Source organism: Paenibacillus shirakamiensis (assembly GCF_017874255.1).
Classification (GTDB): Bacteria; Bacillota; Bacilli; order Paenibacillales; family Paenibacillaceae; genus Fontibacillus; species Fontibacillus shirakamiensis.
The window spans coordinates 203,557-220,722 of sequence record NZ_JAGGLD010000002.1; the positions used below are offsets into that span (position 1 = coordinate 203,557).

A 17,166-nucleotide genomic window follows, 5' to 3' on the forward strand; every position below is an offset into this window, starting at 1 on the left:
GAACATGCACCTTGGCACAGTTATATTTCAAGTACGGAGCAATGAACAGCGGCAAATCTATTGAAATTCTCAAAGTAGCTCATAACTACGAAGAGCAAAATAAACCGGTGCTGATCTTCACTTCCGCTGTAGATCATCGCGACGAAGTCGGTTATGTATCTTCCCGCATTGGCATGCGCCGCGAAGCTATTCCAATCTACGATGATACCGATATTTTTGGGATCGTCAAAGGACATAAGACAAAGGTATATTGTGTCTTAGTGGATGAGTGCCAGTTCATGAATAAAGAGGGCATACAGCAGTTAGCTCGTATTGTGGATGAACTCGATATTCCCGTCATGGGTTTTGGACTCAAAAATGATTTTCAGAACCACTTATTCGAAGGTAGTGAGCAGATGCTAATCTATGCGGATAAGTTGGAAGAAATGAAGACCATCTGCTGGTTCTGCGAGCGAAAGGCTACTATGAATCTTCGGGTTGAAAATGGTAAGCCTGTGTACGACGGAGAACAAATTCAAATTGGCGGTAGCGAGGCTTATTACCCCGTCTGCCGAAAGTGTCATGCCAATCCACCTTTATAATGGCGTGCGTACTTTATTTAGAATAAAATAAACCCCTGTGACCTTTGCAAGGTGTATCCGTATATGTGAAATAAAGAAAAACCATCCTCTCTTAAAAGTAAAGAGGATGGTTTTTGATATCTACAGATTGACTTTTTTTAGCCATGTTCGCTTAATCTAAATCGTAGATCGAGCCTACTTTCATGCCATATAGTTCATTGTAAATTTTCTCAGCATAGGCATCGGTCATGCCTGCAATATAATCGATTACCATGTGTTCCCAAGTCCAAATCGGCTGATTCAGCCGCTGATCACGATCAAAACGCCGCAACCAGTCGCCAGGGATAATGGATTTGGATGTAGCTGGGTCTACGAAGGCATCCCATAATCGCTGGATCATCCATGCGCTGCGCTTCTGCAAACGCTGAACTCTCAAGTCCCGAATCATAGTCACCCATGCAAAACTTTTCAAAATACTGACCGTTCTCAGCATATCCACGTCTTCCTTATCCTCTTTAACGAACGTAACTTTTTTCCAATTCCCCTCTTCAATGACACCCAGACTACCTACAAATAAGCTTACCCAGTAAGCTTTTACTTCACGCCGTGTACGAGAATGATCATGATCACAGAGTGGGAATTTCATCTGCCATACGGTTAAAAAAGCAGTTAGTACCTCTTCTGCCTTCGCTCGAATACGCTCATCATTCCACCCTTGCCAGAAAGCATCATCCAGCGTCTGAACCTTCTCTACAATCAGTTGTAAAATATGCGGATCTCGCATGAAATGCTCGTGAACCTCAATTTTCCCAGCCTTGATTCCATCCTCCAAATCATGTGAGGAATAGGCGATGTCATCGCACAAATCCATAAGCTGTGCTTCTAATGTCTTCTTGCCTTCCGGGATGCCCCACTGTGTGCGAATCTCGGATATGTAGCTCCATTCATGCAGATACATCCCTTTGTGATTCACGATTCCAGAAAAAGGATATTTGTTCGTACCGAGTAAGACAGCATCGGTTAGATTCAAGCCATCGATATTTTCGCGTTTCTCCAAGAACATAATCAAGCGAAAATTATGGGCATTTCCTTCAAAATGCTCGTACTTCCGACGGATTTCTCGACGAATCGTGTCCGCCTCAGGCGATAATGGATTCAGATGTTGTATGTTTTGCGTAATTTTATCTTGAATCAGACGCTCTAAAATGCCAGAGAGCACTTCTTCCCCTTTATGACCAAAAGGAGGATGCCCGAAATCGTGAGAAATCGCAGCACATTCCACCACTTCAGAATTGATGACCAAACCGGGATGATCCGTAGATTCGATACCGACCTCTGGATAAGCACGAAGGAGTCCTCTGGCGGCTTCTCTTGCAATTTGGGCTACTTCTAGGGAATGGGTAAGCCTAGTGCGATAATAATCTCCAGTTCCTGCACCGAATACCTGCGATTTCCCCTGAAGCCTTCGAAATGTAGGAGAATGAATCAGTCTAGAATAATCTCGCTCATATGCGGCCCGAGTAGGTTCGTGGCCTACGCTATCTGGATGCTGACGATGTTGTCTCCGTTCGCTTAGATTCATGGTGTTCGCTCCTCAACAGTCTCTATAGTAGAAATTTCTTTTATTGTATATATTAAACGAGCTTTAAGAATTTGTCCCTCTTCCCCCTAAGTAAAACTTGAGGTGATCTCAACGTTGTCCTATTCGCATCCTGCTCTTATTTTATGATATGTTAACTTCAACCATACAGCAAAAAGGAGTCTTCCTCATGCCCATTACTAGGCCGCTACTTACAGACCAAGATCTTCAAGAAGCTATGGACACGCACAAGCGAATTCGTGTATTTCAAAACGATCATCTGATTGGCTCAGGTGGCAACATTATCCGCTTCGATGATCAGACCGTGATTATACAATCAGGCGTAAGTGATCTAGCTTACCATACGCGGCGAGACTGTCAGTTCTTTGAAATACGAAAATGAGCACGTCGACACCCACCATTCCAACTCGCTGCGAGCTGTGCGGTCGAACCGAAGTCAAGACGACAGAACACCATTTAACCCCCAAGGAAAAGGGGGGTACTTTTCTTCCCACCGCACAATTATGCACGTCCTGTCACAAGCAAATCCACGCTTTGTACACGAACGGTGATCTCATTCATATGGAGCTGACTACCATCTCAGCTTTACAGCAGGACCCACAAATTGCTAGCTATCTAAAATGGATACGTAAACAGCCCTCAGGTGTACAGCCCAAAGTGCGCAAGTCTGCCCGTGTCCGAGGTCGCAAAAGATAATTTTGAACATTCATATCATTAAAAGGAGGAATATCTATGCAATCCCCCCGTTCTATTGTCGCCAAAAACTGGCTGCTTGCTCGTCTGTATGAACAGGATATCGTCATCGCAGACTGCCGTTTTCAACTAGGACAGTCCGCATCTGGACGCATGGCTTATCAGGAGGATCATATCCCGGGTGCGGTGTATTTCGATCTAGAACAAGATCTTTCTGCACCGATCCAGACTCATGGAGGTCGGCACCCTCTTCCCAATGTGGAGGATCTGGAGGCTTGCTTCAAGAAAGCAGGAATCGGACCTGAGACACGCGTCATTGCTTATGATGATCAAGGAGGAGCTATGGCCTCTAGGTTATGGTGGCTACTACGCTGGCTGGGTCATGACCAAGTCTATGTGCTGGATGAAGGCTACTCTACTTGGAAAAATGCTGGCTATCCGGTGAGTTCAGACACACCAATCGTTGTACCCTCTTCCTTTGTAGCCAAGGTTCGTCCCGAACGGGTCGCTACAGTAGATGAAGTAAGAATAGCCTCGTCAGCTTCTGCTGAGGATCAAGCAACGGATCGCCATTCGCTTCATGAAGGGGAATTTGACGTTTCACTTTTAAAGGCATCTGATCGCCTAAGTACTGAGTCTTCCGTGGTAGAAGGATTGGAAGCCGCTTTTGGACTGGAAGAAGGCGCGGATCAAAGTGAACTGACTTCGCTAAAAGCTCCCATTTTAATCGACTCTCGTGAGCCTCGCCGCTATGCGGGATTTGAGGAACCTATAGACCATAAAAGTGGCCATATTCCTGGCGCTGTGAATCATTTCTGGAAGAACTCCATCGGGGAGCAGGGTCAGTGGAAGAGTATACAGGAGCTGGAAGACCAATTTATTTCCATCTCCAAAGATCGCGAAGTCATCGTCTATTGCGGTTCGGGTGTGACGGCTTGCCCTAACGTACTCGCCTTGGAACAAGCCGGCTATCAAAACGTGAAGCTCTATGCGGGGAGCTGGAGCGACTGGATCAGTTATGAGGGGAATCCGGTGGTAACTGAGGAAGACAATAAGCTCTAAAAACAAACGTTAGAACATGAGAAAAGCCCACAGAAATGTGGGCTTTTCTTCTTGGCTTATTTAAATGAAAAATTAAAACTTAACATTGCTAATTTGCAGTATTTTTATCATAGATTGCAGAATCTAAAATAGAATACTTCTAACTCAAAGTTTCACGGACTGTCCGATTCACTTCTACGGGGTGCCTACGCATAGGTGGAATTGTCCAGTACGTTCCTGCTCTCCAGATCCACTCGAATGGTCCGTAATAGAAATGTTGAAGCCACAGCTTGCCTACCCACATTTGTAGGGCAAAGAAAGCAAGTCCTATAGGAAGCAATACGACAAAAGGGACGGGATGTACAAAGGCTAGTTTACCGAGTAGGCTAAAACTTGCACTTATAAAAATAGAAGAGAATACTATCGACTGCATCAGATAATGGGTTAGACTGATTTTGCCGACCCACTCAAAAGGTTGAGTGAACCGAGAAAATCTTGTGGAATTAGACAAATATAAGAACAGAAATACCAATCCTAAAGATACAGAAAAATGCCAGAAGATCGTCTGATTTAAAAATGGAAAATCTATATTGGTATTAAGTTGATATTTTGTCCATATTCCAGTTATCAATAATATGACACCCAAAACTCCCGTAATGATACCGTGCTTAAGGTGGAATAACTTTGCTCTATAAGCAGCCATTCCGAATAAGAAAAAGCTTAAATGCTGAGTGGCTTGGCTAAATTGGTAGGGGAAACTTAGATTTAATCCGTTTAGTACATTGCTAATAAAAGGATTTCTACCAGGAAGTAACAAGAAGTATTGTGAGAGATCTATAGGGCCTCCTTGGCCATCTAAATATACAAAAAAAGGTGCTGGTTGATAAAGACATATCGCTAATAATCCGAAAAGAAATAACGGCCAAGCCGACATAGAAACAAAGAGCAACAATATTAATCCGTCCATAGCATACATGAACAAAATATCTCCTTGCCATATCCATATATGATGCATAGCCCCTACTAATAGTAAAATCAACATACGTCTGAACAGAATACTATAGGCATTCTTTTGCCGCTCAATGGCCCGATCATACATAATGACCATTGTAATGCCAAACATAAATGCGAATAATGGACGGGAACTATTGGCGAAAATGATGTTCACAATCTCGAATATTCGATCTGAGAGCGTAAAAGACTTATATGTCCAAAACATCGTATCTCGCTGAATCCCACCAAGCTGATTTAGATTGACCAAAAAAATGGTAAGCAAGGCGAACCCTCGCAACTGATCTAGAGATATAATCCGTTCATTTCTATTCTCATTAGCTAACACTTTACTAACTCCTTTTATTAATGGCTTTTTTCGTATGTTGAAGATCCAACAATCGCATATTCCCCTGAATTCGACCCATCTTGAGAGGTGAAACTGATTGCATAGTAAGTTCCAGACAAACTATGAACCATTTTTTCATAACTTTTCATTGCTCCTTTTCCAAAATACCTAGGTATTATTATTTAGAATAAATACTATATAATTTTACTTTTTCTAGCATTTCATCCTTCTATACAATACAGCAATAGGATTATTTTGGAAATATTTTGTTTGTAACTACTAGATTTGGAATATAATTTTTTTGATTAGCTCAACGTTTATAAGTGTTTTTTTTTACAGTCCTAATTTATTTGATACTATTGAAGAACTTTCACCATATACATCGCGTTAACATATATGTCTATGAACTCTCTAAATACAACTAGATTCGGGAGAGTACTATTATCACCAAAAAAACTAGTTTTTTTAAGTTAGATAAGGAGTGCGCGTACATGAAAGTATTTATACTTACAGGCACTTCCCGTGGGCTAGGTTTCGAAATGTGTAGTCGGCTGATCCAATGTGGTCATCGGATCATCTCTATCTCCAGAACTGCCCATGACGAGCTAGAGCAACTAGCTGCCCAGCATCGTGTTCCCTTTCATTTTTTGAAGTATGATCTGCAACAAGTAGAAGGAATCTCTGATGTGATGCAAGGGATATTGGAACACATGCCTGTAGAACATATAAAGTCCATTACTTTAATCAATAACTCTGCGCAAATCACCCCTTTGGGCTCTATCCAACTATACTCACCAGAAGATATCATTAGAAATATACAGGTTAACTTTACGGCTCCTGTGCTTTTGACTCAATTATTGTTGAAGTATACAGAACATTGGAATATTCATAGAAATATAGTCAACATTTCCTCCGCTTCTGCCCACTATGCAGCACCGGGGATGAGTATGTATTGCGCTTCTAAAGCTGCTATTCATATGTTCACTTGCTGCATACAACTAGAGAATCATAAAGATTTAAGTATATATACCATCGATCCTGGGATGATGGACACCACACTGCAAATGTCCGCTCGGAACGAGAAACGCCTATCCATCGCTCCTTTGTTCAGAGAGGCCAAAGAAAAGGGAGAGCTGAGAGCACCCGGTGAGGTTGCCGAAGAAATTGTCGAAAAGCTGTTAACGATGACTATATAGATGATCTTTTATACCATTTTTACTTTATTTCATTAGAAAGGAGGGATTCCCCTGCCTCGTATGCTGTACGCTGCACTGATTCTGCTCAGTCTCATTTGGGGAGGTTCCTTTTTCTTTATCAAACAATTGTTAGAACACTTTGGGCCATGGACCATTGCCTTTTTGCGATCAGCGCTTGGCTTCGCTACGATTACGTTCCTGATGTTGATTTTAAGAAAACCGTTTGACCTCCGGCGCATGCCTTGGCTGCTTATCGCTATTGTTGCTCTAGTGAATACGGCTATTCCATGGGCCGTTATTGGGTTCAGCGAGACTCGACTAACCAGTAGTATGACTTCGATATTAAATGCAACGACGCCGCTATGGACGGTAGTAGTCGGAGCATTGTTCTTCAAAGCTACTACACATCGGATGCAATGGATTGGACTAGCGATCGCTTTTGTGGGTCTAATCATTTTACTCGGAATTAATCCCGTCTCTATAATCTCTATTGATGGAATCGGCTTCCTCTGCATGATGACCGCTACCTTATGTTATGCCGTAGGCTCACAGCTATCTGCTAGACTTCAACAATTATCCATGTATCAGATTTCGTTCGGCACCCTACTTTGTGCTATGGTCAGTTGTGGAGGAATGGCACTCTCTACAGAGACCATTTCTTGGACAAGCGTAAGCTCCCTCACCATCCTTCCGCTTCTCATTGGACTCGGTGTATTTGGTTCTGGTATTGGTTATATTCTCTTTTACTACATGATTCAAAAAGGAAGTCCGGAATTCGCCACTACGGTCACCTATTTGGTTCCGGCCAGCGCTATCATATGGGGAGCGACATTATTGGACGAGAAAGTTCACTGGAATATGCTGATTGGGGTCACTTTTATTTTAGCGGGTGTGTATCTATCCAATAGATCGCGCAAGTATGCGGAGCGAGCTTCCGATTCTGCTTCAAGTTCGGTATGATATACAGACAAAGTTAGCATCTAGGAGGTTAGAAAAAGCATGATTATGCAAGTACAGCATGTTGAAAAAAAAGATGGATTATACCATATCCAATATATAGCAGGGGGACCTCTCCCTTTTGACCCTCATGATGTTGTGCTTATCCGTTCCGCCCACTATTTTATCGGCTCTATTATGGAAGTACATCCAAGTTATGTCGTGCTCCTCACACATGCTGATCATGAGCCCCATCTTGCTGGAACCTTAGAACTTGAACTTGCCTTCTCCCCTACCGTATCGATACTTGGCGCCGAAGCTATTATCGAAAAGCTGGGATATTTTCCCCCTTTCCATTACGACCGAATAACAGACGCTAGCTTGAATTCGGGCAACATCTCACTCACGATCGAGTTATCTGCAACTACTGTGCTGGTTCCACAATCCGCGGATCTAACGCCTTCAGATGTTGCACCGCTCCTTCCAGAAGGGATATTCACTGAAACTGATATTCCCAGGTATGCCATCACATTCATATTCGACCAGACCACCGATGTAGGACTCACCCCGCTTGAGTCTGAAAATATTATTCTTCAACTGGATTTCCGTTATGAAGATACAGATATGGTCATTGATATTGACGCTCTTCGCGGATTGTCAGGCAGCTTCTTATGCGGTGGCATTCGAGCTGAGATTGTACAGTTATAACAGAAGATTGGAACGACCCAGCTAAGCAGCTGATCTACTTATTAAAGAAGAGCCTAAAGTGACCGCAAGAAATGTTGGCAGGAAATGTTGAGTATGCACAAGAAAAGCACATGCCATGAACTTCATGGGATGTGCTTGTTTGCAAGAGAACCTAAATAAATGGTCTTCCTCTTTTAGTCGTTACAACATTTTGCTCACATACATCATGGCATGTTCACCATAACTTGCGGCAAGCTAAGCTTCATACTTAAATAAGCTAGCATTTCATGCTATATGGAGGAGCGAACACTAGTGAAACGTCCGAATATTTTGTTCATAACCAGCGATCAGCAGCACTATAATACCCTTGGAGCGTTCAACCCTGAGATCGTTACACCAAATCTAGATCGAATGACGCAAGAAGGAACGACGTTCACCCGTGCCTACTGTCCGAATCCTACTTGTACACCAACAAGAGCTTCGATACTGACCGGCATGTATCCAAGTCAACATGGAGCATGGACACTCGGTACCAAATTATTAGAAGATCGAACCACGGTATCTCAGCTGTTCTCTAATGCAGGTTACCGAACGGCACTCATCGGCAAAGCTCATTTCCAGCCCTTGCAGGGAACGGAGAGTTATCCTTCGCTTGAGGCTTACCCCTTGTTACAAGACCTAGACTACTGGCGTGAATTCCATGGACCCTTCTACGGTTTTGACCATGTTGAATTGGCTCGGAATCATACGAATGAAGCTCACATTGGACAGCATTATGCGCTTTGGATGGAGGAGAAAGGCTGTCTGAACTGGCGAGAATTTTTTCTAGCCCCTACCGGAACTATGGATCCTAACTTAACTCATACTTGGCATATCCCAGAAGAATACCACTATGATACGTGGATCGCCGAACGGACAAATGCATTACTTGAGCAGTATGCTGCTGAGGATGAGCCCTTTTTCCTGTGGTCCAGTTTCTTCGATCCTCACCCTGATTACCTCGTGCCTGCACCTTGGGATACCTTGTATCCTCAAGGCCAACTAACGATCCCTCACCTTAGCCCTGGGGAACATAATCACAATCCACCTCATTTTGGAAAAACTCAGGAGGAACATCCATATTTTGATTACCTAAAAGAAACAGGCCTCGGTATCCATGGATACCACTCTCACCTCCTGCCTGAAGCCGAACGCACACAGCTCGTCTCAACCTATTATGGCATGATCAGTATGATGGATAAGTACATTGGGACCATCCTTCACAAGCTCGATGAACTCGGTCTAACCGATAATACGATCGTGGTGTTCACCTCAGATCATGGTCATTTTTTTGGGCAGCATGGTCTTCAGTACAAAGGAGGATTTCACTACGAGGATTTGATTAAAGTCCCTTTTATTGTTCGTTATCCTGGTCATGTACCTGCGGGAGTGAAGTCCCATGCCATCCAGTCGCTTGTTGATTTAGCGCCAACTTTTTTACAGTTATGTAGTCTAACGATTCCTCCAGCCATGACGGGCGTGGACCAAAGTAAGGTCTGGCTTGGACTTGAGACAGAGGCCCGCGACCATGCGATATGCGAGTTCCGTCACGAGCCTACGTCCATTCATCAGAAAACCTATGTTAATTCACGATACAAAATCACTGTATATTACAACCAAACCTATGGAGAACTTTTCGATCTTGTCCAAGATCCAGGTGAATTGAACAACTTGTGGGATAATCCGTCGCACTCCTCCTTGAAAATGGAACTTCTTCTCCAATATATATGGGCTGAATTAGGTAAAGAATCCATGCCGATGCCTAGAATATGGCACGCCTGATATTTTCATATATTAGATTCGTATGAGTTATTCTAAGAATTAGATGGGTAGGCTACATTTCATTGATGGGGAGCGAATAGTTGTGAAAAAGAAAATAATTTATTTTCTTATGGGAGTTGTTGTTCTACTATTAGTAGGATTCGCTAAAAATCGGCTAACTACATATACAGTCAATCCAGACATTGTAGTCGTGAACAAAATTATGAATACCGATCATACTTTAGCACTGAGCGGAGATCTGATTAGCAGCGCTACACAGTACGAAGGATACACCGCAAGAAAAGTTGGAGATAAGTTGTATCTGTCCTTACAGGCTAACGATCTGATTTATCTAGGTAAAAGAGATGGATCTTTTCAAATTACCCTTCAAGAAGATGGGCAATCCATCTCGGAAATATACTTAACTCAAGATTCATACCACAAAAAAATATGGCCCGCATTATAAGAATCTTAGAATGAATTTTTATCCATTAAACATGGAGTTAATCCGCCTATAACATATGAGCCTCATACTTGGAACTGAACTCATTAATGCTAAAAGGATGGCTGAACTCATGGGAATCCATACGTACTTCCGATCGCTGAACGAGCTGGAACGTATTATCCGTTGTCCGGGTAAATTTAAATTCGAGGAACACAGTGTCTCCGCCCACTCTTGGAAAGTCGTCCAATATGCCAAAACTTTGGCCGATATAGAAGAAGCACATGGAATTCAGATCGACTGGAAAAAACTTTATGAGATTACGAGCAGCCATGACTATGGCGAAATATTTATCGGAGATATTAAGACCCCCGTTAAGCATTCTTCCGTTCAATTACGCCAATTGATTCAACAAGTGGAGGAAGGTATGGTCGACCACTTCATCGATGAACATATTCCTGAGGATTTCAAAGCGATCTTCCGTAGGCAGCTGCGCGAAGGGAAAGATAGTTCTGTCGAAGGCTTGATACTGGAAGTCGCTGATAAAATGGATCAAGTGTACGAAGCATTTACCGAGCTACAAAGAGGAAATACCGAAAAGGAATTCGTCATTATGTACCGCAATGCCCTGATTAAGATTAAGCATATTCAGCTCAATTGTGTGGAATATTTTCTAGAGCATATTTTACCGGATATGATGAATGAAGAGACCCTTTCCCCGATTGATATCCGTAGGATCACGGAAGAGGCACTAGCAGTATAAGGGCGGATTGATACTAAAAAGTAGGCTATAGTCAATTTACTTGAAAGATATTGTAATCATTAAAATTTTGACCTTATCATAAAATATATAGCAATTAAATATCTAGCAATAAAAAAGGAGCCCTCTCGGCTCCTTCTTCATATATACATAATAGACTCATGGTTATATCGTCTCTTCCCACACTTTGGCTTCATACGCCTTGACCTGCGCTTCAGATGGGGCAGGGTGAACCGTACGGAACGGATGATGCTTGGCCTCAATTACTTCAACCATTTTATCAATCATATCCTGCGGATCGAATTGGGAAGCTAACATAAGCTCACTTTTAGCGATATCGGAACGCTTCGTGAAATTCGTAGATTCGTCATACCACTTCTCTTTTTCCTCGAACATCATATCGTTAAATCCTGTCTTATAAGGACCTGGATTGATCGTTGCTACCTGTACGCCGAACTCGGCTAGTTCGCCTTTAAGCGCCTGAGCCATCGCTTCAACAGCATGTTTCGATGCGCAATAAGCTCCGAGATACGGGGTTACGCTTAAGCCTGCAATCGAGCTCACGAAGATGATTTTACCTTTCTTCTTAGCAACAAATTTGCGGGCTACAATCTGCGCCATTTCTAAGGAACTGAACACATTCGTATCAAAAATTCTCCGTACGTTCTCCACCGGAATCTCTGCTAGAGGGCCACCTTCACCAATGCCTGCATTCGCTACATACACATCAAAATCATATTTCTCTAGTTGACTGCGATCCAGAGGATTGTTGACGTCCAGCTTGATGACTTCCATATCCAGACCTTGGGCCTTAGCTTCTTCTCTTAATGAAGTGACCTGGGAAATGGTCTCTACCGATGCTATCACCTGATGCCCTTTGTGTGCTAGTCCTAATGCGGTACCTTTACCAAGTCCGCTACCTGCACCTGTAATGAAAATCGTCTTTTTGCTTCCAAACATACAATCTCCTCCTGTTCGTGTATCTGTGGAAATATATTTAAATGATCATTATGCTGAACGATTCTTTATGTCCCGTCAATGTCATACACGATTACCCGCTTCCTAGAAAGATTAATCAAAACTAGTTGTCTACTTGTAACCTAGTTGAATTAAAAAACACAGCGCGGTTATAGTTCTCCCTAGCCACACTGTGCTTTTAGATACCTTGTGTTATCTTAGAAAAGGCTCAAAACGTTCATCACATTTCGTAATCTGAATCTCCGTAATCTCATAACTTGCTACTTCATGGTGATAAAAAGGATCTTGTTGTAGAACATGTTCTAATTCATCTTGGCTTGTCAGATTAGAGAGGATAACGCCTCCTGTACGTGGAACTTTACGGCCTGAGAATATGAAGGTCCCTGCCGCATATTGATGATTAAGAAACTCCTGATGCTCTTCAAGAAATGTATCTACAATCTCTAAGGGTTGCGTATAGTGGATCGATATTAAAAACATGAGTTCTCTTCCTTTCTATTCATCCTCATATGTAAAATAACGTTAATAATTATCCGTTTACCCTGGGATATTTTGACACCTGTGAATATGTTGGCTAACATATTCATTAAGAACAAATCGTTCTTTAAACTATATATTACCCTGTTAAAAAAGAAACACCACAGGGAAATAACAACATTCAACTATAATCATATTTAATGGGGAGGACAAATCATGTATAACACTATTATTTTTGATGTCGACGGAACCTTAATTGATACCGAACGTGCAGTCATTGGATCGTTACAAAAAATGCTCATTGCCGATTACAGCCGCCATATGGAAGCTGATGAACTCAATTTTGTCCTTGGCATTCCGGGAGCAGACTCTCTGCCTAAGCTAGGTATTGCAGACATTCACCTTGCCAATGAACGGTGGAACTTTTTTATGAAGGATTTTCTGATTTCTATCGAAGTATTTGACGAGGTGGAAGAAGTACTGCGTACGCTACAGCGCAGACAGATCTCTCAAGGAATCGTAACTTCCAAAACCAAGACCGAGTTGCGGGATGATTTCGAACCGATGGGATTATCCAAATACTTAACTCATACTGTATGTGCTGATGATACAGAGCTACATAAACCACACCCCGAGCCGCTTCTGAAATTCCTTCGAATCTCGGGAACCCCAGCGCATCAAGCTATTTATATTGGAGACACAATATATGACTATCAATGTGCGAGAGATGCGGGGGTACATTTCGGTCTCGCGAGCTGGGGATGCAGACAACCCGAAGGCATTCAAGCAGATCATATCTTTCAGACTCCGATGGACATTCTTCGTATTATATAGGTTACGCAACTCGAATTTAAAACCAGCAAAAAAGTGTGAAAGCTCTTTTAAATGATGCGACTATACCCTAATCATTACAATAATAAAGTAAAGAAACCCCTGCCGACTTGGCAAGGGGTTTGCATATGAAGTGTAATTATACTTCAGTTATACTTCAGTTATACTCCAATTACTTTCCATTCACTTGCACTTGCCAGTTACTCTTCAACTGTATTTCAATTCATTTTTCATTTAGTTTTATTTACTTCCAAGTACTCTCCAGACTTTCCATCTTCAATTGCTTCCCTGTTACTTTCCATCTAATTTTCAGGTCCTCGCCTTACTCTATGCATCTAATCTAAGCTGAATAGACTCTAGCTTCTCTGGATTTTTTATTACATATATCCCTTGGATATGCGAGGATCCTTCGCTTAACTGTACACACATGACAGCCTCAAGTTGATGTTCATTCCAGAAGAGAACTTGCATCTCACCATTCAGTTCAACAAAGGTTACACGAGCGCGGCGCAAAGCTTGGAATGTCTTAGGCGATGCCGTGAACGCATGGACTCGGGCTGCTCCCTTAATGGGATTGATGGCAGAGTGTACCTTACCCCCGCCATCCGTGATCATGATTGCATGTTCCGATAATAACTCACGTAAAGTGTCCACCTGATGCCGTTCGAATGCAAATATGAACCGATCTAACAGAACTTGTCTGCTTGCAGCTGCTTCGGCCAGTTCCATGTCACGTTTAGATGAAGTATCCTCGCTAATCGGCTTAGTCGGACGAAGTTTGCGACGTGCCCGGCTACCTAACTGTCGACAAGCCGCTTCATTTTTGCCTAGTAGTTCCGCAATGCTGCGATAATCATATTGATAAACTTCATGCAGTAGAAGGACAGCCCTCTCGGCTGGCAGTAGCTGTTCCATCAGTACAAGATAGGCATACTGTAAGCTTTCTCTATGCTCTACTCGTTCTAGAGGACCCGGCTCTAATAAGCGATGGTGTAGGGGGTCAGGAAGCCACTGCCCCACGTATTCTTCTCTTTGCTTCCGAGCAGACTTCAGTACATTCAAACTACGGTTGACTGTAGCTCTTGTTAGATAAGCCTTAGGATAATCCATCTGAGGAATGCCCTCTCCTTGAAGCTCAGCGAATAGATCTTGCACAATATCCTCCGCATCTTCGACCGAACCGAGCATACGATAAGCTATGCCTAGTAGATATCCTCTCCAAGCTAAATAAAAGGAATCTGTCAGCGGAAGCGCTACACCTGACTCCATTAGTCAAAACATCCTGGATACATTCCCGTGCCGATGGAGATTCGATTCCAGCCACTAATCATATTCACGACTAAGATGATGTCCAGAATCTGCTTCTCTTCAAAATACATACGTGCATGATCGTAGATATGCTGCGGGACGCCTTGGTTAGTAATTTGTGCTAAATGTTCGGTTAGCTGAAGTGCTGCTCTTTCTTCGGCAGTGAAACATGGGGCATCATGCCAGACACTAAGCAAAAGTAATCGATTCTCCTGATTCCCCTGCTTCAACAGATCTTTCGCGTGCATGTCTATACAGAATGCACAACCGTTAATCTGCGATACCCGAATTTTAATCAGTTCTTTAAGTACAGTTCCAAGCGTCCGCCCCGATACCTGATCCATACTTGCCATGGCTTGATAAAATTCCGGAGCCACGTTTCGATGGTTCATCCTTAGTTCCATCATTCTCATCTCTTCCTCTCTATATGGACCCAATTTATGGACTCTATATGTAGACAACTCAGCAAGATATTATGTGACACTCATGCTTAAATGCACGTTATCACTCCACCTAATAATATTAAAAAGGCCGTCCGCTAAGACGACCTTGTCTCCTCAATCCATCAAATGTATCCTTGAATCAGCTTTTACCATCCCTATAAAATCCATCATATCCCATTGTTCTACTTGTTCATCCTGAATGACATGAGTGGAACATAGCGCCATGCAATACTGATCATCCACGGGGTACTGACGCAAATACCATGGTTTAGGATCAGCCTCTGAGATACAGCGGAATTCTCCTGAATCTACATCTTTGTAGACTGAAAATGATTCCAATGGCATCGATAAACCTTGCCCGGTAGCTTTCATATAACTTTCCTTGAGTGACCATATTTCATAGAATCGTCGAAGCTGTTCCTCCTCAGCAATACCCTCTTCTTGTAAGTACTGATTCTCCAGCACTGTGTAATAACGCGCTGCGATATCCATCTGATTCGATCCAATTTGCTCAATATCTAGTCCTACCGGTTCCGTATCGAAGGCACAGACTACGTAATCACCCGAATGTGAGATGCTATATTGAAAATCCTCATGTCCCATTAAAAAAGGCTTACCATACGCTCCTTCTCCAAAGCTAACCTGCACACCTGTTAAGCCTAAATTCTGCTCAATCACATACCGAACAATAAGCTCGGATAATAGTGATCTTTCCGCATCCTTTTTGTAGACAAAACGGAGAATTCGCTGTTGCCGCTTAGGTGAGACCTCCAAGCATAATTCTTGAAACTGCATATCTGGTATAGAACGTGTCATTCTGACGATGATGATTCTCATCTGTTCGCCCCCCCAAAATTCAAGCCGTCTGGCTAACCTTCATGTTAGAAAGACAGGCGTCCATTCTCTTGCTCAATGACCCTACCCTCTTTCTTCCATTATACTTCAGCAGCAGCTTGTACGGTTGACTTATAATCTCTGAGTTTATTTTTACGGCAAATATCGTCCATCAGTAGGATGATTGCTGCTCTTTCCACTTCGTAGATTTCATCAAGGGAATGAATGATATTGGTAATTATCGCTTTATTTTGCACAATAAAATATTTCAGGAGCATACTGCGCAGCATGTGGATGTCTTTTTCGATTTTGCGAAAAGCATCTAGAGACTTCGTCTCCTCCAAATATCCCTGCTCCTGCAGATATAGAATTCTGGAGATCATTAGCTTCTTATGCTCCCACAGCAAATGCAGCTGCCGAACATCGAGATTAATTTTATCTTCATATAATAACGTAAAGAATTGATGCAGCCCTTTATAGATATCCATACCATAGAACCCATCCTCAGGGTTCTGATAAAGCCGAAGTCGCTCTCGCGTATTCCGGCCGTGAAGATAATCATCCATCATGTCTACCATAAGTTCCAGATCGAAGTCGTAATGACCAATCTTCATGTCATACTTATAGCTGTCATATTCGCTTGGAGCCACTTTGCGAAGCATGCTGATATAATCCTGCCGCGTCTCACTGTGATACGCTTGATCAAAATCCTCGAAACTAAGCTCACGCATAGAAAATTGACGTTGATCATCGAAAATAGCCACGTGATAGAGCTGCCGATTCAGATCATAGCCAAATATAAAGATGTCATGTGTAAATTGATATTTCTGGTAGCTCAGCGTATGTGGAATATAGAAATCATTCACATAAGTGAAGCAATAATACCCCCGATCAATATGATCGATAATGAAATGGTGGATATCCACGTCAAGCCGTGCCAGCGACTTCTGATCCGTCCGGTGATATTCCAGCCAAGGCACATTGGCAAAAATCATCAGCAAGTCCGGGAGGAAATCCAGCCGATATTCGTTCATATCAATATAATGCTGCGAAATATAGAGCTGAATATAGTTGTTTTGCAGCCATGCTTCGCACTCCTCATAGTTCTCTAATATGGCACGAACATAAGCATGTCCTAGAAATCCATACACCTGAGGCTGTGTAAAAGGAAGTATATTCTCCCGCAGTGGGTTCACTTTGTGATTAAGCCTCTTCATCGTCTGCTCCATGGAATCTCCCCC

The 17,166-nt window shown here is 42.6% G+C and carries 19 protein-coding genes; 11 read left to right on the plus strand and 8 right to left on the minus strand.

Going from position 1 to position 17,166, the window contains the following annotated elements:
• Positions 1-11: 11 nt before the first annotated feature.
• On the plus strand, positions 12-581 hold the full coding sequence (locus tag J2Z69_RS07910) for a thymidine kinase (protein WP_209860896.1): 570 nt from the start codon (positions 12-14) through the stop codon (positions 579-581).
• A gap of 151 nt (positions 582-732) precedes the next feature.
• Here the strand turns inward: J2Z69_RS07910 and J2Z69_RS07915 are convergent, their stop codons facing one another.
• Positions 733-2,142 carry a deoxyguanosinetriphosphate triphosphohydrolase family protein gene (locus J2Z69_RS07915; RefSeq protein ID WP_209860898.1) on the minus strand — a complete coding sequence of 470 codons (1,410 nt, stop codon included), beginning with the start codon at positions 2,140-2,142 and terminating at the stop codon, positions 733-735.
• A gap of 187 nt (positions 2,143-2,329) precedes the next feature.
• Between J2Z69_RS07915 and J2Z69_RS07920 the strand changes: the two genes are divergently transcribed.
• The 3 genes from J2Z69_RS07920 to J2Z69_RS07930 are packed head-to-tail and all read left to right on the plus strand — an operon-like array spanning position 2,330 to position 3,915.
• Positions 2,330-2,542: a hypothetical protein gene (locus J2Z69_RS07920; RefSeq protein WP_209860900.1), complete on the plus strand. Its 213-nt coding sequence runs from the start codon at positions 2,330-2,332 to the stop codon at positions 2,540-2,542.
• Positions 2,539-2,856, plus strand: coding sequence for an HNH endonuclease family protein (locus J2Z69_RS07925; RefSeq protein WP_209860902.1), 318 nt, complete (start codon positions 2,539-2,541; stop codon positions 2,854-2,856). The genes J2Z69_RS07920 and J2Z69_RS07925 overlap by 4 nt, the downstream gene beginning before the upstream one ends.
• 36 nt (positions 2,857-2,892) lie before the next feature.
• A complete protein-coding gene (locus tag J2Z69_RS07930) occupies positions 2,893-3,915 on the plus strand; it encodes a sulfurtransferase (RefSeq protein WP_209860904.1) in 1,023 nt (340 codons plus the stop codon).
• A gap of 139 nt (positions 3,916-4,054) precedes the next feature.
• Here J2Z69_RS07930 and J2Z69_RS19415 read toward each other — a convergent pair whose 3' ends face one another.
• Positions 4,055-5,233 (minus strand): DUF418 domain-containing protein, encoded by a 1,179-nt coding sequence (locus J2Z69_RS19415; protein ID WP_209860905.1) that lies wholly within the window; start codon positions 5,231-5,233, stop codon positions 4,055-4,057.
• Positions 5,234-5,724: 491 nt separating this feature from the next.
• Here J2Z69_RS19415 and J2Z69_RS07940 point away from each other — a divergent pair, with 491 nt between their 5' ends.
• From J2Z69_RS07940 to J2Z69_RS07965, 6 genes are all read left to right on the plus strand, one after another.
• Positions 5,725-6,429 (plus strand): SDR family NAD(P)-dependent oxidoreductase, encoded by a 705-nt coding sequence (locus tag J2Z69_RS07940; protein WP_209860906.1) that lies wholly within the window; start codon positions 5,725-5,727, stop codon positions 6,427-6,429.
• Between the two features lie 51 nt (positions 6,430-6,480).
• Complete coding sequence (locus J2Z69_RS07945) at positions 6,481-7,389, plus strand: DMT family transporter (RefSeq protein WP_209861432.1); 909 nt, start codon at positions 6,481-6,483, stop codon at positions 7,387-7,389.
• A gap of 39 nt (positions 7,390-7,428) precedes the next feature.
• Entirely contained in the window at positions 7,429-8,073 is a 645-nt protein-coding gene (locus tag J2Z69_RS07950) for an Imm50 family immunity protein (RefSeq protein WP_209860907.1), read from the plus strand.
• A gap of 273 nt (positions 8,074-8,346) precedes the next feature.
• Positions 8,347-9,873 carry a sulfatase family protein gene (locus tag J2Z69_RS07955; RefSeq protein ID WP_209860908.1) on the plus strand — a complete coding sequence of 509 codons (1,527 nt, stop codon included), beginning with the start codon at positions 8,347-8,349 and terminating at the stop codon, positions 9,871-9,873.
• A gap of 82 nt (positions 9,874-9,955) precedes the next feature.
• On the plus strand, positions 9,956-10,318 hold the full coding sequence (locus J2Z69_RS07960) for a hypothetical protein (protein ID WP_209860909.1): 363 nt from the start codon (positions 9,956-9,958) through the stop codon (positions 10,316-10,318).
• A 109-nt stretch (positions 10,319-10,427) separates the two neighbouring features.
• Positions 10,428-11,057 carry a YfbR-like 5'-deoxynucleotidase gene (locus J2Z69_RS07965; protein ID WP_209861433.1) on the plus strand — a complete coding sequence of 210 codons (630 nt, stop codon included), beginning with the start codon at positions 10,428-10,430 and terminating at the stop codon, positions 11,055-11,057.
• 162 nt (positions 11,058-11,219) lie between these two features.
• Here the strand turns inward: J2Z69_RS07965 and J2Z69_RS07970 are convergent, their stop codons facing one another.
• Both J2Z69_RS07970 and J2Z69_RS07975 read right to left on the minus strand, forming a co-directional pair.
• Complete coding sequence (locus tag J2Z69_RS07970; protein WP_209860910.1) at positions 11,220-12,014, minus strand: SDR family oxidoreductase; 795 nt, start codon at positions 12,012-12,014, stop codon at positions 11,220-11,222.
• A gap of 210 nt (positions 12,015-12,224) precedes the next feature.
• Positions 12,225-12,512, minus strand: coding sequence for a YciI family protein (locus J2Z69_RS07975; RefSeq protein ID WP_209860912.1), 288 nt, complete (start codon positions 12,510-12,512; stop codon positions 12,225-12,227).
• A 213-nt stretch (positions 12,513-12,725) separates the two neighbouring features.
• Here J2Z69_RS07975 and J2Z69_RS07980 point away from each other — a divergent pair, with 213 nt between their 5' ends.
• The gene (locus J2Z69_RS07980; RefSeq protein WP_209860914.1) at positions 12,726-13,343 is read left to right on the plus strand and encodes an HAD family hydrolase; all 618 of its coding nucleotides are present in this window, start codon (positions 12,726-12,728) and stop codon (positions 13,341-13,343) included.
• A gap of 324 nt (positions 13,344-13,667) precedes the next feature.
• On the opposite strand, the gene J2Z69_RS07985 is transcribed toward J2Z69_RS07980, so the two are convergent.
• From J2Z69_RS07985 to J2Z69_RS08000, 4 genes are all read right to left on the minus strand, one after another.
• A complete protein-coding gene (locus J2Z69_RS07985) occupies positions 13,668-14,609 on the minus strand; it encodes a sigma-70 family RNA polymerase sigma factor (RefSeq protein WP_209860916.1) in 942 nt (313 codons plus the stop codon).
• Positions 14,609-15,040, minus strand: coding sequence for a carboxymuconolactone decarboxylase family protein (locus J2Z69_RS07990; protein ID WP_342591571.1), 432 nt, complete (start codon positions 15,038-15,040; stop codon positions 14,609-14,611). The genes J2Z69_RS07985 and J2Z69_RS07990 overlap by 1 nt, the downstream gene beginning before the upstream one ends.
• Positions 15,041-15,205: 165 nt before the next feature.
• Positions 15,206-15,928: a 4'-phosphopantetheinyl transferase family protein gene (locus J2Z69_RS07995; protein WP_209860919.1), complete on the minus strand. Its 723-nt coding sequence runs from the start codon at positions 15,926-15,928 to the stop codon at positions 15,206-15,208.
• Between the two features lie 98 nt (positions 15,929-16,026).
• Entirely contained in the window at positions 16,027-17,154 is a 1,128-nt protein-coding gene (locus J2Z69_RS08000) for a hypothetical protein (protein WP_209860921.1), read from the minus strand.
• Positions 17,155-17,166 lie beyond the last annotated feature (12 nt).